Source organism: Phyllobacterium sp. CCNWLW109 (assembly GCF_037203905.1).
Classification (GTDB): Bacteria; Pseudomonadota; Alphaproteobacteria; order Rhizobiales; family Rhizobiaceae; genus Phyllobacterium; species Phyllobacterium ifriqiyense.
Genome location: NZ_JBBCBK010000001.1, coordinates 601,243 through 620,837, shown reverse-complemented (window position 1 = coordinate 620,837; position 19,595 = coordinate 601,243). Strand labels below are relative to the sequence as shown.

Here is a 19,595-nt window from a genome sequence, read left to right as displayed (position 1 = left end):
CTGCTACTTCTTTGCCTTTAATTCTGCGGGCAAATAGCGTGTCAATTCCATGCCGGCAGCAACCTGGCACATTTCAGGTTTTTTCCATGTCTTCTTCATGCTTTCCTCCTTCTACACAAAGACCAAAGATTGATCTTTCTCCGTTACCATACGCCTTCTTGGCGCAGGATTGAAATTAATAGGGTTCATTTTTCCGTGTCGGCTGCTTTGCTGCAACCCAGCCATCCGTACCCAACGGATACCAGAGAACCGCCTCATATCCCCACTCCACCGCCCGCTTGGCTGCATTCCATGACATCCAGCAATTCTCCATGCAGTAAAACAAGATCTTTCGCCGCTTGTCGTCTCCAAGCCGGGATATCAGCCCCTTACGGAAATAGGCTTCGGTCTCGCTGTTAATCACGCCATAACCCACATTCGCGAGCCAGATGCTGCCGGGAATATCCTCCCTTACCTTTTCCCTCCACACCGTACCCTGCGGAAGAGCTGCCGGCTTTGGATCGTGAGGCAGTACATCGACAAAGACAGCTGCTTTGCTCTTCCACAATGCGATGGCCTCCTCAGTCGTGACAACCTGCGCGCCCTTCAATGTTGCAGGCACTGGTGCCTTATAGTTTTCCAGCCTATAGCCTGCGGGCTCGGAAACGGTATCGTCCGCAAGGGCAGCCGTTTGAGACAACCCCAACAAAACCGCCCAAAAACCGAACCATGTCCACACCGTATTTTGCCCTCCTGACAAATGGTGGTTACTGCGTAATTGGCCTGTCTTTTTCATCGATCAGCGGCACCTGGAAATCCAATAATATCTTGTTGATCTCCTGCTGGTTTTCCCTGATCATCTTATTCAAGGTGCGTTTCCACTCCTGATCGGAAGGACGAACGCCCATGGTAATGCGATACGCCATATGCCGTGATTTCTCCTTCACCAAGGGGATCACCACCAGATCAGGATCAATTTCCTTTGCATAATAACCCGCCATCGGACCCCACAGCACTGCGGCCTCAATCAAGCCTTTTTTCAAGTCCTTGATCATCGTCTCTGCCATTGACGGCGCCAGACGCGTATCGACCATTAGCGGATAAGGCTGCACATTGCGCATGTAACCAGCCTTGGCAAGATTGGCTGCCGGGGGTGTGCCGGCAACAACGCCAATCCTCCTGCCGGCAAGCTTCTGGTCTTCAATGGTTTCCACACCATCAAGACCGGTATTTTTCTTGTAGATCAGCACATAAGTCGATCGGTAATAAGCATTGGTGTTCTGCACCAGCTCATCACCTTGAGCGTAACCGATGATGATGTCGCAACGATTGGCACGCAGCGTATTTCTGACAAAACCGGTTGCCATTGGATACCATGTATAGGCAACTGATTTCCGCCCGGTCTTGGCTGCAACGAGCTCAGCAAGTTTGTTCTCGAAACCTTTGCCTTTATCGTCGGAAAATGGCAGGTTTGAAGGATCAGAACAAACCCGCAAAACATCGGGGTCCACCAGTTCACCTGCCGAACCGAGGCCGGATTCTTGGGCAGACGCATTGAAGGACAGGCCTATCGCTGCACATGTAGCGAAAGCCATGACGATTTTTGCAATTTGTGCCCGGTTCATCAGCATTCTAACCACCCATACAGGAGGTTTCGGCCTCTTTTGCGGCCTCCGGCTTATCTTCTTTTTTTGCCGGACGGCCGCGCGGGAGATCGCCGACTGCGCGTGCGCGCAAATAGACATAAAGATCATCCATATAGCAGTAAACGTTCTTGTTCTCGCCGAATGCGGGCATGACTTTTTCGTTCCCGGCGCTCAGGTTCTTTCGGCCCTCCGCCACGATCGACAGAAAATCGGCATAGGTCATTGTTTTCAGAGAATTTGCCAGGGCGGGAGCGAAAGAGGAGCCTGCGCCATCTGCACCATGGCACACGTTGCATTCGGAATTGAAGCGACGATATCCACTATAGGTGTACCAATCGACCGTTCCGTCTTCTTGTATCTTGAATGTAGGGTTTCCTTCCTTGTCGGCATATTTACCATTGTCCTGTGAGGCGACCGCAGCGGCGGCTTTGTCGTCGGCATGGGTACTGACCAAGCTTGCCAAGAGAGCAAAGCTGGCAGTTACGGCAAGAATCGTTAATCGGATCGGCATCAAGAAACCTCTCATTGCAACCTCGCCAGCGCTCTGGGAAGCCCGGTCAGCAGTTGCGATTGATCATTTGTTTGTCGGAGCCGCAAAAAACCCGGCCGGCATGGCCGGGTTCTTCTTTAGCGACCGCCTCAACGTGGCTAACGATATACAAGTCCGTCCTTGTCACTCAGGAACGGCAAAGACCGTCAATTGGCCACCAAGAGCCGTATAGTCCGAGAGGCCGGCATATCCACCGACAGCGCCCAGACCATCCGTGCCCTTGGTCAGACCGGCAGCAAGGCCGATACCTGCCCAACCGCCAACGCCTGACAGAACGGCAACATATTGTTTGCCCTTATGTTCGTAGGTGGTGACATTGCCGATAATGCCGGAGGGTGTTTTGAACTTGTAGAGTTCTTTGCCGTCCTTATCGACCGCCTTGAGGTAGCCTTCGAGCGTTCCGTAAAAGACCACGTCACCATCAGTTGCTAGTGCACCGGACCAAACCGAGAATTGTTCGGATTTAGACCAGACGATCTCGCCCTTTGCAGCATCCCAGGCAATAAAGTTACCCATGCCACCATGGCTGTTGGGAGCCGGGTACATGGAAAGCGTCGCACCAATATAAGGTTGACCGGCAGTGTAACTGACCTTGTAGGGCTCATAGTCCATGCAGACATGATTTGTCGGCACGTAGAAGAGCTTGGTCTTTGGCGAATACGATGCTGGCTGCTGATCCTTTGTGCCAAGAGCCGCAGGACAGATGCCGGTTGTATTGACATCTTCACCCTGGGCCTGTGTCGAATACTTGTCGACAACCTTCGGACGGCCATAGGTCTTGCTGTCCTTGTCCATGTCGACTTCAGTAGCCCAGTTGACCGCGGGGTCGTATTTTTTAGCGACGAGAAGCTCGCCGTTGGCACGATCCATCGTGTAAGCAAAGCCATTTCTGTCAAAATGTACGAGGACGTCACGTGGCTTTCCGTCAACCTCGATGCCGTCAGCAAGGATCATTTCATTGACGCCATCATAATCCCACTCGTCATGTGGGGTCATCTGATAAAGCCATTTGGCCATGCCGGTGTCGGCATCACGAGCCATGATTGTCATTGACCACCGATTGTCGCCTGGCCGCTGACTTGGATTCCACGTCGACGGATTGCCGGTACCATAATAGATGAGATTCAGCTTGGGATCGTATGAATACCAACCCCAAGTTGTACCGCCACCGACTTTCCATTGATCGCCTTCCCAGGTGTTCGTACCAGAATCGGCACCCACAGGTTTGCCAAGTTGGGTTGTCTTTTCGGGATCGATCAGTGTTTCTTTGTCCGATCCCATTGACCAAGCCCGCCAAGCCTGCTTGCCATCCTTGATGTTGTAGGCAGTGAGCGCTCCACGCACACCGAATTCGCCACCGGATATGCCAACAATCACTTTGTCTTTCACCACCATTGGTGCGGACGTGCCGGATTCGCCTTTGCTACCGTCCGCCGCTTCACCATTTTTCACCGACCAGGCGACTTCACCTGTCTTGGCATCAAGTGCAACGAGCGTTGTATCGGCCTGATACAGGAATATCTTGCCATCGCCGTATGCGACGCCGCGATTGACCGTATCGCAGCACATGATCGGAATAACATTGGAATCCTGTTTGGGCTCATATTTCCAAAGGATCTTACCATCATTGTTTAAATCAAGTGCAAAGACCGTGTTCGGGTAAGGCGCATGCACATACATCACGTCGCCGATAATGAGCGGACCACCTTCATGGCCACGCAGCACGCCCGTTGAAAATGTCCAGGCAACCTGGAGGTTCTTGACATTATCCTTGGTAATCTGGTTGAGTTTTGAGTAACGAGTATTGGCATAGTCGCCAGTCTGGATAGCCCAGTTCTTGGAATCCGAGATCAAGCCTTGAAGATCGTCATTGGCCAGAGCTCCACCCGCCAACGAGAACGTCATGGCTGTCGTAGCCAATGCAATTCCTATTAAATTTCTGTGTACACGCATTTAGTCCTCCCAAAGTTCACATTTATGAACTATCGGCGAAAACCGAGTAAACATACGGGTCCGCACCACTAGCTCAGGCAAATGGGGAAGTATTTCCGGCAGCGTGTCACGACAAAGCCAGGCGCGCAGAGGGCACCGTTACTGCCCACCTCGCTTGGCCTACGAAGACTGTCACCACTCCCTTGACGGCAACGTCCTTGAAGCCGGAAACAAGATGACGATAGGAGAAAGAATTTCATTAGGCAAGCATGATTATCGAATTTATATTTGCTGCATTGCAATATAATTCTTCCGCATTGCATAAGAAAACAAAGGATTTCTGATTTATTCTAACTATTTGACCCATGGCGGACTTTGATACTTTCATCTAAATTATATTTGCGTCCATATATTCTCTTTTATTAACAGCCCGGAAAATGTATATTTAGCATTGCCGAATGCTGGAGTATGAAAATGCCTGGAGTGAAAACCATCAAGCCGATTTTGTTAGCAAGCGCAGCAATCGCATTTCCAATGCTGGCACATGCTGCGTCAGATTATCCGACGCCGGCGGTTGCAGAGTATGTTTACGGTTGCATGAAAGCGAACGGAGAAAATCGTGACACCCTCCAGCGATGCTCCTGTTCAATCGATGTTATCGCCTCGGTTGTGACCTATGAGCGCTATGAAGCAGCAGAAACCTATAAGCAAATGGGGCTGGTTCCGGGTGAGAACGGTGTTCTTTTTCGCGAAAGCGCACCGGCAAAAGCTGCTATCAGCGAACTCAAGCGGGCTCAGGCAGAGGCAGACATCCGCTGTTTTTAAAGTTTACGGCTCAAAGGCTTGAGGATTCGAGCGGCCATTCATCCTGGAATTTTTTGCCTTCGGTATCCAGGGCTTCAACCTTGAGCTCCTCTCCGGTCCTCGCGTCGAAGGCGAACCGAAAATTGGGATCTTCTGAGATCGATATACCACCTTGCATCGACAGGATCAGCTGATTGCCCTGGGAGACGGTGAGCCCCTGGATAAAATGGGCCGGGATATAATATCGTGTCAACTGATCCATCTGTAACCCGGAATTGTTCGGATGGCGGATCATCAGCTGCATCTCCGTGGCCCGGGTCAAGGGCACCAAGCCAGGCGCCTTGGAGGGAAACACCCGCAGCTTCATTTTACCGAGCGATGCCATTGCTTCGTCCTGATTCTTCATCGCGGGTGCCGAGCACCCCCCGGAAGCCTTCACAAAGACTTCCGTCATGTGCAGCTTATCATCTTCCGTTTCAGCAATAGCCCGCACATAGGAATAGGCATTAACCCGCAGGCGCGTTGCCAGATGGGTGACGCCAGCGTTCTGCCCGAAGGTAAAGACCGCGGCGACAGGCGCCGGGTTCTCGTCGACGATCAAGGTCACGGTCTTGATGCGTCCCGTCTTGCTGTCTGTCTTGAAGTGCATATCGACAGGAACGACAGCTGCGTCTTCGGCGCGCTTGGGCGCTTCAATTCTGACGATCCCCTCGCCCTGTTCTATTGGCCGGCTCCCGAAAACATCGCTCTTCAGGCTCTTCCACGTTGCCGCCTCTGGCGCGCTGGCATTCTGGCTTTCCGCTGTTGCCGGACTGACGGCCCAAAGCAATCCCGCCGCGATCACAGCAGCACAACCCTTGGTTCGCTTCATATTCCAAGTCATGTTCGCCTCCACCAAATTTCGTTGGCGGTGCCCGGCCAGTCGTTATCATACCACTTGGCACGATGGTCTGGCAAACACCAACAAGTAGCTACTCCCACTCAAGTTCGGCATAGGCAGCAGTTGCATTGCGCTCATTGTACTGGTTGAAAAGATGCCATTTGTCGCGTTCACTTTGGGCGGCGGTCCGGTTTGCATCCGTCATGGAGCGGCCATCGGCAAGCGCCATGCGAATGTCCCTGGCGAGCGCGTCGAAATAACGACTTTCATCGTCAAGTGCCTGTGGCCACGGTGCCGGAACAGTCCCGTGCCCGGGAACGGCCAATTCGGCATGAATCTCCCTTAAATCCTTCAGCTGCCTGATCCAGCCAAGCAGCGACCCGTCGATTGTGGGGATATGCTGCGTAAAGCACAGGTCGCCAGTGAACAGAATCCGTGTCTGTTGATCGAATACAGACAGATCATTGTCGGTATGTGCCGGTTTCCAAGCTCTCAACGTCACCTTGCGGTTGCCCAGGTCCAGCTCCTGCTCGCCGGCAACGGTTATCGCAGGCGGAATTATTCTGATGCTGGACATGAGTTCGGGACCGAGGATCGCACGATAACTTTGCAAATAATAATCGCCGCGATTGGCCAATGCCCGTCTCAGATTGTAGTGACCCACTATAACGGCTCCCGTGCCTTCAAAAGCCGAGTTTCCAAAAATGTGGTCGGGATGCATATGAGTGTTGATGAGATACCGAATCGGCTTGTCCGTTTTGGCTCGAATTGCCGCCACGAGCCTTCTGCCCTCTGCCGCACTGCCGCCACTGTCGATAGCGGCAACGCCCTCATTGCCGATGATGAAGCCAATGTTGCATATTTCGCCTTCATTGGCGGTACTCATCATCTCCGGCGCTCCGGTAAATGCGAAGATGCCTTTTGCTATTTCCTTGACGGGAAGCGCCTCGGTTCCGGCCGGCTCTGCGCTGGCAAACCGTGCATGGGGCATACAGCAGCCGGCAAGCAGCAATCCGGTGCCCAAAAAGGTACGTCGCGAAGGTCCGGCCATATCAGGCTCCTCCATCCGGAAATCTGTCGAGGAATGATCTGAGAATATCCCGCTTTGCCTGTTCGGTTCTGCTCTGGCGGGGCAATTTGATGTCGAAGGTTCCGATAACATGTGCAGGACGATCCGACAGAACGATGATCCGATCGGACAACAGGATGGCTTCCCTGATATTGTGCGTGACCATGAGTGCCGTTGTCGGTCGCTCCGCCCATACGCCCATCAGCAGGTGACGAAGCTGCTGGGCCGTGGGTTCGTCTAGAGAAACAAAAGGCTCATCGAGCACCAGAATATCCGGTTCAATGGCCAGAGCCCGCGCAATTGCCGCTCTGCGTGCCAGCCCGAGCGAAAGCTCCCCCGGGTAGAACGTTCTCATCCGGGACAAGCCCAATGTGCTGAAAAGCGCATCGAGATTCGTGTCCTTGAGGTGATCCGGCAGCGCGAGACGGACATTTTGCTCAACGGAGCGCCATGGAAGCAGGAGCGGCTCCTGAAATACCGCTCCGATGCGGGGATGCGTCAGCCCGGAGAGCTGCATTGTACCGCAATAATCGGTGTCGAGCCCCAGCAATATGCGCAGTGTCGTCGTCTTGCCGCATCCGGACGGCCCCACAATGCAAGCAAACTCGTTCTGCGCCACCTCAAAATGCAAATTCTGAAGCACGGTGATAGCTTCGCCATTCGATGACCGGAACGACTTCTCATCTATGTCGACCTTAAGCTTCGTGGCGGCGCCAACGTGTGGATGTTTGTTCAAGAGGCTGCACCAATACAAGTTCAATAAATAGCATCACCGCAACGAATGCCAATGTGTAGGCAAGGATTGCAGCGACATCGAAGAGTTGGAAAAACAGATTGATCTGGAAGCCGACACCGTTGGCTCTGCCCAGCAGCTCCACGACAAGCACTATTTTCCAGATGAGGGAAATACCGGATCTGGACGCCGCGGCTATAAAGGGCTGCAATTGCGGCAGCAGGATATGACGCAGCCGGTCCATTCGGCCAAAGCGGTAAATTTTCGCCATCTCGCCATAGCGCTCATCCAAAGCCCGTGCGCCCTCGCGCATTGTGACAACAACATTGGGAATCTTGTTAAGCGCAACTGCTCCGACAGCCGCTGCCTCGTTGAGGCCAAACCAGATATAGGCGAGCACAATGATCACCAGAGCGGGTATGTTCAGGAACAGTATAACCCAGGGATTGAAAAACCGATCAGCACCTCTGTGCCTTCCGAGCGCAACGCCGATAGCAGAGCCAATCAGCATCGCCAGAAAGAACGAGGCTGCGACCCGCCAAAGCGTCATGCCCAGATGATAGCCCATGTCGCCGCTGGCTGTCTCACGCAGGAAAGCCTGCAAGACGAGAAGAGGCGCGGGAAAGGACCGGCTTGGCCAAAGCAAAGCTCCGATGTGCCATGCGACGAGCAAAACTGCAAAGGAAATGCATCCCATCGTGACCGACGACCAATATTGTCGTGAACCTCCGCCTTTCCCTGTCTGGAAGTTGGAGATCAGGGCCGGGTCCGTCACTGCGTCCTCCAAAACGTTCCGGGAGCCAATGTTTTGCCAGGTCCGACCAGTCGCTCACCTCCAAGTTCGGCAAGAATTGCATAGAGTTTTGCGGCATCCTCCTCTTCTTCTTCGACGGAACGGCGGGGAATGCCTTCGCGATAGCGGTCTCGCAGCACCTGCAGCTCGCGCCCCTCCGCCTTGATGACTGGAGAGAGCCGCTGCCATTCTTCATCGGAACTGGCGAGCAGTTTCTTCGCATCACGGCTGGCTTTGAGAAAAGCTTCAATAAGCTCAGGGTGGTCACGGGCCCATTTCTCGCGGAATATAAATCCGATCGCCGAGACGGCACCTGTGGCGCCCAGATCTCTTGCAGCATCGCTCGTGCTGATCAGGCGATGAAAGCCCCGCGCTTCGAGCCGTGCACAAAAGTTCCAGAAATTTAAAATGGCATCCAGTTCGCCCTGTTCCGCCTTTTCCGCAAGCAGTGGTGGTGCGCCGAAAACAATCTCGTTTTGTGCAGGCAGATCAAGCGCTTGTTTTTTTGCAAGCGCTTGTATGAGCAGCCAGCTCTTATCAAGCGGACCGCCGGCAACACCAATCTTCTTGCCGTTCAGATCGGCAAGTTTTTTTATAGGCGAGCCATCGCGTACCATCAAAGCTCCAACAGAGCTGGAATACGCTGCAAAGCTTATGTCCTCGCCGGATGTGCGTTGACGTGACACCCACAGCCAATCGGCAACGATGATATCGACATCACCGGCCATCATTGCCACATTGGTAGCATCTTCGCTGGCAAAAAAACGCACATCAAGATCAATATTGTATTTGTTGTCGATCCCATGATGCCTGATGGTGTCCAGCTCCCAGTTCACAGTCCCGAACCGCAATACGCCCACGCGAACCTTCTCAACGGCTTCAGCTATTTGACTGAAGAACAGGCCAAGCAGCAACGCCAGCAGGAAGGTGGCACGGCCCAGTCGTCGATATGATATCACAATGTCCTCCCAGACCGATTTGCTGTCCCGCCGTCTACAATCCTATAACGTCGTCTCGCCGGTGGGATATACGCATTTCCATCGGACAACACGAAGCTTGGGATGCTCCTCACTCCATTTAGCAATTTCGGTAGGTGCCAAAAACAGGCAATTGGTGATCCCGCCCCTGTCTTCAAAATGCAGTCGCTCTTCCCGGCAGCTTGAGGGGTCCGACACGAGGCAAATGGTTAAAACGAGATCGATAACGTCCATTCAGCACCCTCAATCCTACCCTTGCCCGCAAACGTCCCAATAAGGGGCAATGCAAAGCAAGATGACAGCCGGAATTCTCAAGGTGCCCGATGAGAAATATCTAGGCCAAGTTACGGTTCCTGCAAGCCGGCGTCAATCATGCAGCCACATAAAACCTGGAATGTGAGATTGCGGCGTTATTACTTGCCCGAGGCGATTGACTTATGCCAAGCCACAGGTAACGTTTTGGAATGGCTGGGGTCAATTGGACCAGCTGAAAATGGTGGTGACAGTGCATGGAAACTGGCACCAGTACTCGTCTAAGGGCACCCTTGGCGAATATGAGGAAATGCCATGCGATATCTTGTTATGCTGACAGCTATGTCAGCTAGTATTGTTTATGCTGGAGGAGCCACGGCTCAGGAGGGGGATGCAACGGCCGGAGCAACGGTTTTCAAAAAATGTACGGCCTGTCACGTGGCCGACAGCGACAAGAACAAGGTCGGACCTTCGCTGAACGGCCTGTTTGGAAGGACAGCAGGCACACATCCAGGCTTTAATTATTCGCCAGCGATGAAGGCTGCAGGCGCTGCGGGTCTGGTATGGGATAGTGCCAGCTTACGCGAATATCTGCATGATCCCAAGGCGAAGGTCAAAGGCACCAAAATGGCCTTTGCGGGTCTCAAGGATGAAACCGACATTACAAATCTTGAGGCATATCTCAAACAATATTCCAAATAAGCCCGCCGGTCCTCGATACCGGCGGCATTTCCACCACCCGAGCCTTACACGCTCCAATGGACGTAAAGGCTCGGGTGTATTTTATTTATCACGCCATTTGATGGAGCAGCCAACCGAGGCGAATTGTTCGCGCGGCCCGGACCCCGTTTCGGCAATTTCCACCATGGCCTCAAACAGGTCACGGCGCAGATTGGCACTGGCCTCCTGTTTACGCGATCCATCCAGACGCCCGCGATATTGCAGTTTTCCTGCCGCGTTGAATCCAAAAAAATCGGGCGTGCAGACTGCATTGTAGAGACGCGCAATACTTTGATCCGCATCATGCAAATAAGGAAAAGGCAGGCCATTCTTTCGACTGAATGTGCACATTCCTTCGTAGGAGTCGGATGGGTAGGCGATGGGGTCATTGGCGTTGATGGCAACGAACCCGATGCCAAGCTGTTTCAGATCGCGGGCATCGCGGACAATGCGCTGAATGACCGCCTTCACATAAGGACAATGATTGCAGATGAATGCAACGACCAGGCCTGTGTTTTTCGCCTGTGACAGGATCGAATACCGCCTTCCGTCCACACCAAGGAGTGTTGCATCCACGCCCTGCCAGCCAAAATCGCATAGAGGTGCTATTGCAGCCATACTTTTCTCCGTTCAGGCAGCCCGGTGTTGAATTGCCTGTTTGGCAGCCTCGCGAATGGCGGAAATGTTACTCGCATAGACAAGCTTTCCGCCGGCCGTGAAGATTGCCGAACCTGCTACAAGGACATTTGCGCCCGCAGCAGTGACAAGGGGCGCTGTCAGCGGCGTAACACCGCCGTCGATTTCAATCCGGATCGGCCGTTTGCCGATGAGCGCCTTCAAACGTTTGATCTTTTCAACGACCGCCGGAATAAACGCCTGTCCGCCAAAACCGGGATTGACCGTCATCAGCAGCACCAGGTCCAGCCGGTCCAGCACATACTCGATAGCGCTCTCGGGCGTAGAGGGATTGAGAGACACACCAGCCTTTTTCCCAAGGCCGCGAATGGCCTGCAGGGAACGGTCAAGGTGCGGCCCAGCTTCGGCATGGACAGTTATAAAATCGCAACCGGCATCGGCAAAGGCAGCCAGATAGTTGTCGGCCGGCGCAATCATGAGGTGACAGTCAAATATGGCCTTGGTCCTGTTGCGGATGGATTTTATGACCTGCGGACCGAAGGTGATGTTCGGCACGAAATGCCCGTCCATGACATCAAGATGCACCCAGTCCGCGCCGGCAGCCATCACGTCTTCCACCTCTTCGCCAAGACGGGAAAAATCCGCTGACAGGACAGATGGTGCAATTAATACCTCGTGGCTCATGGCACTTTTTCCTTCCCGGTTGATCGAGCAAAAACACGGCTGCCCCTGATATCTTCTGCCGTAATTGTGGACAGGGCCGTTGAATCCGTTGGACCGTTCGATGCCTCGAACAACCGATTGGCATGTCTGAGGCGCGCCCTGTCTAGTGCATTGCGGATCGAGCGGGCATTGGCAAAATGTGGTTGCCGTCGGCGGTGTTCGATATAATCGGCCATGATCGTGCGGCCTGGCTCGTCAAAATTATAGTTCTGCCTGGCCAGCATGGTTTCAGCAATCCTGAGCAGCTCATCGGAACTGTAGTCGGGAAAGTCGATGTGATGGGCTATGCGCGAGCGGAACCCCGGATTGCTCTCAAAAAACTTATCCATGCGGTCGCCATAGCCCGCGAGAATAACGACGAGATCGTCACGCTGGTTTTCCATGACTTGCAGCAGAATCTCGATGGCCTCCTGCCCATAATCCCGCTCGTTCTCCTGCCTGTGCAGATAATAGGCTTCGTCTATGAACAGGACACCGCCCATGGCTTTCTTGAGTATCTCCTTGGTTTTAGGTGCGGTATGACCGATATACTGGCCAACCAAATCATCACGGGTGACCGACACGAGATGCCCTTTGCGAATATACCCCAGACGGTGCAGAAGGTTTGCCATACGCAGCGCCACAGTCGTCTTGCCAGTGCCCGGATTGCCACTGAAACTCATGTGCAGCGTCGGCGTCTCGTGCGCAAGTCCGAGGCTGCGGCGCGCGCGTTCCACCAACAGCAAGGCCGCCGTTTCCCGTATGCGCTGCTTCACCGGTTTCAAGCCGATCAATTCGCGATCAAGTTCGTCAAGCACTTCCTTGACCCCGGACTCAACATATTGCGCGCGCAGGTCGACCGCTCCAGAGGCCCCGCTCGCGGTGTCGGCGGACAGCGTCATGGTTGCATCAGCCATAGCGCTGCCCAGCCGGTCTGTCGGTTGCATAAGCGCTGGTCGTGTAGCGAACCACGCGGCCTTCTCCTTCCTGACGAGCCAAGTGAAAGCCAGGTTCTTCGGCAGGTCGGTTGACAAGGAATGAAAGCTTCACCGATTCCCATCCATGGGAATTATCGAATGCCACCAACCGAATATACCTGTCGCCATAGACCTTACGGCATTCCCGCAATTCCATCATCAATGCTGCAGCGTCCGGATTGTCGAACATCGGATGCGCCCACATGTCCCAATAGGTATTGCGGGGGTGCGGATCGTCCGTAAATTCGAGACTGACCGCCCAGCCATTGTCGATGCAATACTGTACCTGCCTGGTAATCTGATCGTCCGTGAGATCGGGCAGGAATGAAAATGCTCCTTGAGTGATCCGCATCTGTGTTCTCCTATTCGGCTGCTGTTGCGGTTGGAACGAAGTCCGGGGAATCGGTCGAGGTGTAATTGAAGGACACGTCCTTCCAGACCTCGAGCGCCTGCTGCAGCGGCTGGCAGTTGCGCGCCGCCATCCGCAAAATATCAGGACCTTCGCGCAGGATATCGCGTCCTTCATTGCGGGCGAGCACCATGCATTCGAGCGCGACCCGATTGGCAGTTGCCCCGGCAGCGATGCCGAGCGGATGACCGATGGTGCCTCCGCCGAACTGCAGAACGACATCCTCGCCCAGAAGATCGAGGAGTTGGTGCATCTGGCCCGCATGTATCCCGCCCGAAGCCACGGGCATCATCTTGTTAAGTGAAGCCCAGTGCTGGTCGAAGAAGACACCGTTCTCCAATTGCATAGGATTGAAGTCCTCGCGGCAGATATCGTAGTATCCGCGTGTGGTTGCCGGGTCGCCTTCAAGCTTGCCGACGACTGTTCCGGCATGGATGTGATCGACACCCGCTAGCCGCATCCACTTGGCAATCACGCGGAAGGAAACGCCGTGCGACTTTTGCCTTGTATAGGTCGAATGGCCAGCGCGGTGCAGATGCAGGATCATATCATTGCGCCGTGCCCATTTCGCCATGGACTGGATGGCCGTGTAGCCGATCACGAGATCAATCATGACGATATTCGAACCCAGCTCCTTGGCAAAATCGGCTCGTTCATACATATCCTCCATGGTTGCAGCGGTGACATTGAGGTAGCTGCCCTTGATCTCGCCCGTTGTAGCCTGAGCCTTGTTGACCGCTTCCATGCAATAGAGGAAGCGCTCGCGCCAATGCATGAATGGTTGCGAATTGATGTTCTCGTCGTCCTTGGTGAAATCCAGCCCGCCTTTAAGCGCCTCGTAGACCACACGGCCATAATTGCGGCCGGAAAGGCCAAGCTTTGGCTTGACCGTTGCGCCAAGCAATGGACGTCCGAACTTGTCGAGACGCTCGCGCTCGACGACGATTCCCGTTGGCGGTCCCTGGAATGTTTTGACATAGGCGACCGGCAGCCGCATGTCTTCGAGGCGCAGCGCCTTGAGTGGCTTAAACCCGAAAACATTGCCAATGATGGATGCTGTCAGGTTCGAAATCGACCCCGGTTCGAACAGGTCCAAATCATAGGCAATATACGCGAAATACTGACCTTCTCCATTGGGGACAGGATCGACGCGATAAGCCTTGGCGCGGTATTTTTCCGTTGCCGTCAGCCGGTCCGTCCAAACCACTGTCCAGGTGGCGGTGGAAGATTCCCCAGCAACAGCGGCCGCAGCTTCTATCGGATCGACCCCGTCCTGCGGGGTAATGCGAAAGAGTGCGATTATGTCCGTATCCTTCGGCTCATAATCGGGCTCCCAGTAGCCCATCTTCTTGTATTCCATAACGCCCGACCTGTAGCGCTCTTTCCCGGTGACCGTTTCCGAATTGCTCGACATGATGTGGTCCTTTCCTTGAATATTTTTGCTTTATGCAGCTCTGGCGGAAGCGATTTGGGGATCGAGCAGGCCCGCTGCATAACGTCTGGCCATTTCGTCAAGCTCAGTCACCTTGATTTTCGATGCGTGGCCCGCCGTTCCAAACCGCTCGAAACGGTCGCGGCAAAGATCGCGCATGGCATCCATGGCGGGTTTGAGAAATTTGCGCGGATCGAACTCGGATGGGCTTTCCGTGGCGATCCTGCGGAACTGCCCGCTCATTGCCATTCGGCAGTCCGTGTCTATATTGACCTTACGCACGCCGTGCTTGATGCCCCGTTCGATCTCCTCGACCGGTACTCCATAGGTTTGCGGCATTTCTCCCCCGAAGCGGTTGATGACGTCCTGCAGGGATTGAGGCACGGAGGACGAGCCGTGCATGACAAGATGCGTGTTGGGGAGTTTCCGGTGAATCTGCTCGATAACATCCATTGCCAGGATGTCGCCATCCGGAGCCCGTGTAAACTTGTAGGCGCCGTGCGACGTGCCACAGGCGATGGCCAGCGCATCAACCTTGGTGCGCAGTACGAAATCGACGGCCTGATCCGGATCGGTCAGAAGCTGGCTGTGGCTGAGCACACCGGTTGCACCATGCCCATCCTCGGCTTCGGCTTCACCGCTCTCCAGCGAACCGAGCACGCCAAGCTCACCCTCGACGGAAACCCCCAGCCAGTGAGCGATTGCGGTGACGCGTCGGGTGATACTCACATTGTACTCATAGGAGGCAGGCGTTGCAGCATCTGCTTCAAGCGACCCGTCCATCATTACGGAAGTGAAACCATGGCGGATTGCTGTCATGCATGTGGCTTCATCATTGCCGTGATCCTGATGCAGGCAGATGGGAATGTCGGGGTACAGCTCCACAAGCGCGTCGATCATCCGGGCCAGCATCACGTCCTTCGCATAGGACCGTGCGCCGCGAGATGCTTGAAGGATGACAGGCGCCTTGCAGGCCGCAGCGGCTTCCATGACGGCAAGCCCCTGCTCCATATTGTTTATGTTGAAGGCAGGGACGCCGTAGCCATGTTCGGCAGCATGATCAAGCAATTGTCGCAAGGTAATTCGGGCCATAGTCGATACTCCTCCTAGCTTATGAGCTTGCGTGTGGTGGCAATGATGCTCTCTGGTGTGATGCCGAAATGCCTGTAGAGATCGGAGGCAGGGGCGCTGGCACCAAAGCCCTGCATGCCGATGAATGCACCCTTTTCACCGATCCACCGGTCCCAGCCCAATCTGGCTGCCGCTTCGACGGCGATGCGCGGAGCTGCGGCAAGGACAGACCGGCGATAGGCCGGGGTCTGCATCTCAAATAATTCCCACGAAGGCATTGAAACGACTGCGGCAGGGATTTGGTACTGGCCCCACAGCATGTCGGCGGCGGTGCAGGCAATCTCTACTTCCGAGCCGCTTGCAAGAAGCGTGATGGCGCGCGGCTCCGCCGGCTCCCGCAGGACATAGGCACCGCGGCTTGAACGGATTTCCGTGTTGTCGGCCTGGCGGAGCATCGACAGGTTCTGGCGGGAGAGGACGATAACACTGGGACGGTCCTTGTGTCGAAGTGCAAGTTCCCAGCACTCGGCCGTTTCGATGATGTCGGCCGGGCGGAAGACATTCAGGCCCGGCGTGGCCCTCAGCATTGCCAGATGTTCGATCGGCTGATGGGTCGGCCCATCCTCGCCAAGACCTATCGAGTCGTGCGTCATGACATAAATAACCTGCTGACCCATCAATGCCGAGAGGCGCATGGCGCCGCGCGCATAGTCTGAAAATGCGAGGAACGTACCGCCATAGGGAACAAACCCGCCATGCAGTGCCAGGCCATTCATGGCGGCTGCCATTCCATGTTCGCGAATGCCGTAATGAATATAGCGTCCGGAAAAATCATTCGCCGAAATGTGCTTCATGCCAGGTGTAATCGTCAGATTCGAATGGGTTAGGTCGGCAGAACCGCCTATGGTCAGATCGGTGGCATTGTTGATGATGCCCAGAACCATTTCAGACGCTTTGCGGGTGGCAACTTTGGTGGCTTTTTCCAGATGCAGGCGACGAAAAGCCCGCAAATCCTTGAAAACCGTTTCAGGTATTTCTTTCTTCACCGCTTGCCTAAGCTCATCGCCAAAGGGCGACGCCGCTGTTTTCACACACCACTGACGCCGTTCATCTGCGCCCCTGCGTGCGACTTCGCGCCATGCTTCCAGTATGTCTTCAGGCACATGGAAAGGCGCATGCGCCCAGCCCATGGCCTGGCGTGCTGCTGCGATTTCCGCCTCTCCTAAAGGAGCACCATGGGTTTTTTCGGTTCCCTGCAGATTCGGCGCCCCTTTGCCGATCAATGTGCGGCAGGAAATCAGCGATGGCTGCTTGGAAAGCTTCGCCTGAGCAATCGCCTGCGCGATCGCTTCATGATCGTGGCCGTCTATGTCTTGTACGTAAAATCCTGCAGCCCTGAACCGCGCAAGTTGATCCAAAGATGTCGATAATGATGTCGGCCCGTCGATTGAAATGGAGTTGTTGTCCCAAAACACGATCAGCTTTGACAGCTTCAGATGACCGGCGAGATCTATTGCCTCGTGACTTATGCCTTCCTGCAGGCACCCGTCCCCGGCAATTACATAGGTATGGTGATCAACGATATCCTCACCGAAACGTACCGCGAGCATACGCTCGGCCAGCGCCATCCCCACGGCGGTAGCAATACCCTGACCCAGCGGGCCTGTTGTTAGCTCGATACCTTGCGCATGGCCATACTCCGGGTGTCCTGCCGTCTTTGCGCCGAGTTGGCGAAAACGCTGCAATTCCTCTATGGGCATATCCGGATATCCGATGAGATAATGCAAGGCGTATTGCAGCATCGAGCCATGCCCAGCTGACAGGACAAACCGATCACGATCCGGCCATAGCGGATGCAGAGGGTCGAGTTTGATGAAGCGGTTGAACAGAACCGTGGCCACATCGGCCATGCCCATCGGCATGCCAGGATGGCCAGAATTGGCTTTTTGCACACTGTCCATGACCAAAGCGCGTATTGCGTTGGTCATATCCCGTTCACGGACATTGGCAGCTTCACGATTTTCTTGCCTCAAAGTATAGGTACTCATCGGTGTCTCCCTCACGATGCCCGGTTTTTACGTTCGATCAATTGCATGATCAGCGGTGTCAGGATGAGTTGCATGGCCAGATCAAGTTTGTTGCCGGGGACGACAATTGAATTGGCCCTCGACATGAAAGAATTGTTGATCATCGAAAGCAGATAGGGGAAATCGATACCCCGCGGTTTGGCAAAGCGGATAACGAGCATCGATTCATCGGGCGTGGGTATCCACCGCGCAATGAACGGGTTTGAGGTATCGACAATCGGCACCCGCTGGAAATTGATGTCAGTCAGGGTAAACTGTGGAGTAATGTACCGGACATAATCGGGCATGCGCCGCAGGATGACATCCATGACCGCTTCCGTGGAATAACCGCGGGTGGCGCGGTCCCGATGGATCTTCTGGATCCATTCAAGATTGATGACGGGAACGACTCCAATCTTCAGATCCGCATGCCGGGCCAGATTAATGCCTTCGGTTACCGCGCAACCGTGCAGCCCTTCATAAAAAAGCAGATCGCTGGGATCGAAGCCGCGCCATTCGGTAAAGGTTCCTGCCGGTGTGCTATAGAGCTCTGCTTCCGCATCGTCATGGATGTAGGTGCGGGTTTTGCCGGTTCCCTTGCGCGCATATTCTTCGAATGTCTCATCGAGTTTTTGCAGTTCATTGGCATCGGCATTGAAATGGGTGAAGTTTGGATTGCCCTTCATTTCCTCTTCCGCGACCTTGGCCTTCATCGCGTTGCGGTCGTACTTGTGGAAGGCATCGCCTTCGATGAAAGCGGCCTCAATGTTCTCACGGCGGAATATCTGCTCGAAAATCCGCTTGACGGAGGTGGTTCCGGCGCCTGACGATCCGGTAATTGAGATGATGGGATGCTTTGCAGACATGTTTCCTCCTCAGACCCGGAAAAGGCCGCGCTTGCTGAACAGCGGCGCGCGTTCGCCGATATTGCTTGGTTCCGAATGATATCGACTGATGCGAGCCACTTCTCTGGATGAGCCGAAGACAAAGGGGACGCGTTGATGCATGAATTTGGGGACCAGATCGAGAATGCGTGTCGCCGTATCGGTTGCTGATCCACCGGCTTGCTCAACCAGAAAGGCGATGGGATTTGCCTCATAAATCAGCCTGATGCGGCCTTCCCCGTAGCCTTTGCGATTGTCGCCGGGATAAAGGAAGACGCCGCTGCGCATGAGAATGCGATAGGTTTCAGCGACCAGCGATGCAATCCAGCGCATGTTGAAATCTCTTTCGCGCGGACCTTCCGTTCCCTTGAGACAATCGTCAATATAGAGCCGCACAGCTTCATTCCAATAACGATAGTTGGCGGCATTGATCGCAAATTCATGCGACCTGTCGGCAATGACAACACTGTCATAAGCCTGGACAAAAGTACCCAGGCGCGAGGAGAATACGAAGATGTGCGTCCCGCTTCCCAGTGTCAGAACCAGTGCGAGTTGCGGCCCGTAAATGAAGAAACCGGCAGCGAGCTGACGTTCGCCTTTCTGGAAGAACGAAGCGCCAGGCTCGCTGTCGGGCTGGCCAACCACCGGGAGGATGGAAAAGATAGTCCCTATCGAGATATTGGTATCGATATTGGAAGACCCGTCGAGCGGATCAATGGCAAGTGCCAGAGGCGCGTCGGGATCGAGCAGTGCCGGATGGGCCAGCTCTTCCGAGCCATAAAGGGCAACCGGCGCCTGCCGCATGGACTCCAAAAACATGTCATCGGCCAGAATATCGAGCGCGCTTTGAGCATCGCCATCGGCATTCTTGCTGCCACTATTGTGTGAAAACGCCTTGCCAAGCACGCCTTGATTGATCGTATTTCTTATTTCCACAGCAGTTATCGACAAACGGCGAACCACTTTAGAAACCGCAATGTGAACGGTGTCGTCTCCACCGGCAAAGGTCGCGAGAAAGGCCTCCAGTGTCGCTGTCATGATATTCCTCCCCGGCTTGATCATCGTGTTGTCAGGCTTGGGCTA

Annotated in this window: 21 protein-coding genes; 2 read left to right on the top strand and 19 right to left on the bottom strand. The window is 54.5% G+C overall.

Annotation, left to right across the window (positions count from 1 at the left end; genetic code table 11):
* Positions 1-3 precede the first annotated feature (3 nt).
* From V9K92_RS03090 to xoxF5, 5 genes are all read right to left on the bottom strand, one after another.
* Positions 4-99, bottom strand: a complete 96-nt coding sequence (locus V9K92_RS03090) for a pyrroloquinoline quinone precursor peptide PqqA (RefSeq protein ID WP_115053909.1) — start codon at positions 97-99, stop codon at positions 4-6.
* Between the two features lie 76 nt (positions 100-175).
* The gene (locus V9K92_RS03085) at positions 176-685 is read right to left on the bottom strand and encodes a PQQ-dependent catabolism-associated CXXCW motif protein (RefSeq protein WP_336441639.1); all 510 of its coding nucleotides are present in this window, start codon (positions 683-685) and stop codon (positions 176-178) included.
* 61 nt (positions 686-746) lie between these two features.
* Entirely contained in the window at positions 747-1,610 is an 864-nt protein-coding gene (locus V9K92_RS03080; protein WP_442958582.1) for a quinoprotein dehydrogenase-associated putative ABC transporter substrate-binding protein, read from the bottom strand.
* Position 1,611: 1 nt separating this feature from the next.
* The gene (locus tag V9K92_RS03075; RefSeq protein WP_162802555.1) at positions 1,612-2,151 is read right to left on the bottom strand and encodes a c-type cytochrome, methanol metabolism-related; all 540 of its coding nucleotides are present in this window, start codon (positions 2,149-2,151) and stop codon (positions 1,612-1,614) included.
* Positions 2,152-2,298: 147 nt separating this feature from the next.
* On the bottom strand, positions 2,299-4,080 hold the full coding sequence (xoxF5, locus tag V9K92_RS03070; protein WP_162802572.1) for a lanthanide-dependent methanol dehydrogenase XoxF5: 1,782 nt from the start codon (positions 4,078-4,080) through the stop codon (positions 2,299-2,301).
* Between the two features lie 495 nt (positions 4,081-4,575).
* Between xoxF5 and V9K92_RS03065 the strand changes: the two genes are divergently transcribed.
* Positions 4,576-4,932: a hypothetical protein gene (locus V9K92_RS03065; protein WP_115053912.1), complete on the top strand. Its 357-nt coding sequence runs from the start codon at positions 4,576-4,578 to the stop codon at positions 4,930-4,932.
* 10 nt (positions 4,933-4,942) lie between these two features.
* Here V9K92_RS03065 and V9K92_RS03060 read toward each other — a convergent pair whose 3' ends face one another.
* The 5 genes from V9K92_RS03060 to V9K92_RS03040 form a co-directional block, all read right to left on the bottom strand.
* Positions 4,943-5,794 carry a quinoprotein dehydrogenase-associated SoxYZ-like carrier gene (locus tag V9K92_RS03060; protein ID WP_337353244.1) on the bottom strand — a complete coding sequence of 284 codons (852 nt, stop codon included), beginning with the start codon at positions 5,792-5,794 and terminating at the stop codon, positions 4,943-4,945.
* A gap of 88 nt (positions 5,795-5,882) precedes the next feature.
* Positions 5,883-6,842, bottom strand: a complete 960-nt coding sequence (locus tag V9K92_RS03055) for a quinoprotein relay system zinc metallohydrolase 2 (RefSeq protein WP_336441637.1) — start codon at positions 6,840-6,842, stop codon at positions 5,883-5,885.
* Position 6,843: 1 nt separating this feature from the next.
* Positions 6,844-7,596 (bottom strand): ABC transporter ATP-binding protein, encoded by a 753-nt coding sequence (locus V9K92_RS03050; RefSeq protein WP_337353243.1) that lies wholly within the window; start codon positions 7,594-7,596, stop codon positions 6,844-6,846.
* The gene (locus V9K92_RS03045; RefSeq protein ID WP_336441811.1) at positions 7,556-8,290 is read right to left on the bottom strand and encodes an ABC transporter permease; all 735 of its coding nucleotides are present in this window, start codon (positions 8,288-8,290) and stop codon (positions 7,556-7,558) included. The genes V9K92_RS03050 and V9K92_RS03045 overlap by 41 nt, the downstream gene beginning before the upstream one ends.
* Positions 8,291-8,364: 74 nt before the next feature.
* Positions 8,365-9,345 (bottom strand): ABC transporter substrate-binding protein, encoded by a 981-nt coding sequence (locus V9K92_RS03040; protein WP_336441635.1) that lies wholly within the window; start codon positions 9,343-9,345, stop codon positions 8,365-8,367.
* A gap of 585 nt (positions 9,346-9,930) precedes the next feature.
* Here V9K92_RS03040 and V9K92_RS03035 point away from each other — a divergent pair.
* The gene (locus tag V9K92_RS03035) at positions 9,931-10,317 is read left to right on the top strand and encodes a c-type cytochrome (RefSeq protein ID WP_337353242.1); all 387 of its coding nucleotides are present in this window, start codon (positions 9,931-9,933) and stop codon (positions 10,315-10,317) included.
* Between the two features lie 81 nt (positions 10,318-10,398).
* On the opposite strand, the gene V9K92_RS03030 is transcribed toward V9K92_RS03035, so the two are convergent.
* The 9 genes from V9K92_RS03030 to V9K92_RS02990 are packed head-to-tail and all read right to left on the bottom strand — an operon-like array spanning position 10,399 to position 19,553.
* The gene (locus tag V9K92_RS03030; protein WP_337353241.1) at positions 10,399-10,953 is read right to left on the bottom strand and encodes a thioredoxin family protein; all 555 of its coding nucleotides are present in this window, start codon (positions 10,951-10,953) and stop codon (positions 10,399-10,401) included.
* Positions 10,954-10,965: 12 nt separating this feature from the next.
* Positions 10,966-11,655 carry a ribulose-phosphate 3-epimerase gene (gene rpe, locus V9K92_RS03025; protein WP_115053921.1) on the bottom strand — a complete coding sequence of 230 codons (690 nt, stop codon included), beginning with the start codon at positions 11,653-11,655 and terminating at the stop codon, positions 10,966-10,968.
* Positions 11,652-12,575, bottom strand: coding sequence for a CbbX protein (gene cbbX / locus V9K92_RS03020; protein WP_442958587.1), 924 nt, complete (start codon positions 12,573-12,575; stop codon positions 11,652-11,654). Before cbbX ends, rpe begins: the two co-directional genes overlap by 4 nt.
* Before the next feature lie 7 nt (positions 12,576-12,582).
* A complete protein-coding gene (locus V9K92_RS03015; protein ID WP_115053922.1) occupies positions 12,583-13,002 on the bottom strand; it encodes a ribulose bisphosphate carboxylase small subunit in 420 nt (139 codons plus the stop codon).
* Positions 13,003-13,012: 10 nt separating this feature from the next.
* Entirely contained in the window at positions 13,013-14,473 is a 1,461-nt protein-coding gene (locus tag V9K92_RS03010; RefSeq protein WP_115053923.1) for a form I ribulose bisphosphate carboxylase large subunit, read from the bottom strand.
* A 30-nt stretch (positions 14,474-14,503) separates the two neighbouring features.
* On the bottom strand, positions 14,504-15,583 hold the full coding sequence (gene fba / locus V9K92_RS03005; RefSeq protein ID WP_336441632.1) for a class II fructose-bisphosphate aldolase: 1,080 nt from the start codon (positions 15,581-15,583) through the stop codon (positions 14,504-14,506).
* Positions 15,584-15,597: 14 nt separating this feature from the next.
* Positions 15,598-17,610 (bottom strand): transketolase, encoded by a 2,013-nt coding sequence (gene tkt / locus V9K92_RS03000; protein ID WP_337353240.1) that lies wholly within the window; start codon positions 17,608-17,610, stop codon positions 15,598-15,600.
* 11 nt (positions 17,611-17,621) lie between these two features.
* Positions 17,622-18,494, bottom strand: coding sequence for a phosphoribulokinase (locus tag V9K92_RS02995; RefSeq protein WP_307276253.1), 873 nt, complete (start codon positions 18,492-18,494; stop codon positions 17,622-17,624).
* Between the two features lie 9 nt (positions 18,495-18,503).
* Positions 18,504-19,553 carry a class 1 fructose-bisphosphatase gene (locus tag V9K92_RS02990; protein WP_307278827.1) on the bottom strand — a complete coding sequence of 350 codons (1,050 nt, stop codon included), beginning with the start codon at positions 19,551-19,553 and terminating at the stop codon, positions 18,504-18,506.
* Positions 19,554-19,595 lie beyond the last annotated feature (42 nt).

Excerpts from the sequence above, each read along its gene's own strand:
- V9K92_RS03090 (WP_115053909.1), bottom strand. The coding sequence starts at position 99 with ATGAAGAAGACATGGAAAAAACCTGAAATGTGCCAGGTTGCTGCCGGC.
- V9K92_RS03055 (WP_336441637.1), bottom strand. The coding sequence starts at position 6,842 with ATGGCCGGACCTTCGCGACGTACCTTTTTGGGCACCGGATTGCTGCTT.
- V9K92_RS02995 (WP_307276253.1), bottom strand. The coding sequence starts at position 18,494 with ATGTCTGCAAAGCATCCCATCATCTCAATTACCGGATCGTCAGGCGCC.
- V9K92_RS03060 (WP_337353244.1), bottom strand. The coding sequence starts at position 5,794 with ATGACTTGGAATATGAAGCGAACCAAGGGTTGTGCTGCTGTGATCGCG.
- V9K92_RS03015 (WP_115053922.1), bottom strand. The coding sequence starts at position 13,002 with ATGCGGATCACTCAAGGAGCATTTTCATTCCTGCCCGATCTCACGGAC.
- V9K92_RS03010 (WP_115053923.1), bottom strand. The coding sequence starts at position 14,473 with ATGTCGAGCAATTCGGAAACGGTCACCGGGAAAGAGCGCTACAGGTCG.
- V9K92_RS03045 (WP_336441811.1), bottom strand. The coding sequence starts at position 8,290 with ATGGGATGCATTTCCTTTGCAGTTTTGCTCGTCGCATGGCACATCGGA.
- V9K92_RS03075 (WP_162802555.1), bottom strand. The coding sequence starts at position 2,151 with ATGAGAGGTTTCTTGATGCCGATCCGATTAACGATTCTTGCCGTAACT.
- rpe (WP_115053921.1), bottom strand. The coding sequence starts at position 11,655 with ATGAGCCACGAGGTATTAATTGCACCATCTGTCCTGTCAGCGGATTTT.
- fba (WP_336441632.1), bottom strand. The coding sequence starts at position 15,583 with ATGGCCCGAATTACCTTGCGACAATTGCTTGATCATGCTGCCGAACAT.
- xoxF5 (WP_162802572.1), bottom strand. The coding sequence starts at position 4,080 with ATGACGTTCTCGTTGGCGGGTGGAGCTCTGGCCAATGACGATCTTCAA.
- cbbX (WP_442958587.1), bottom strand. The coding sequence starts at position 12,575 with ATGACGCTGTCCGCCGACACCGCGAGCGGGGCCTCTGGAGCGGTCGAC.
- tkt (WP_337353240.1), bottom strand. The coding sequence starts at position 17,610 with ATGAGTACCTATACTTTGAGGCAAGAAAATCGTGAAGCTGCCAATGTC.
- V9K92_RS03065 (WP_115053912.1), top strand. The coding sequence starts at position 4,576 with ATGAAAATGCCTGGAGTGAAAACCATCAAGCCGATTTTGTTAGCAAGC.
- V9K92_RS03030 (WP_337353241.1), bottom strand. The coding sequence starts at position 10,953 with ATGGCTGCAATAGCACCTCTATGCGATTTTGGCTGGCAGGGCGTGGAT.
- V9K92_RS03080 (WP_442958582.1), bottom strand. The coding sequence starts at position 1,610 with ATGCTGATGAACCGGGCACAAATTGCAAAAATCGTCATGGCTTTCGCT.
- V9K92_RS03035 (WP_337353242.1), top strand. The coding sequence starts at position 9,931 with ATGCGATATCTTGTTATGCTGACAGCTATGTCAGCTAGTATTGTTTAT.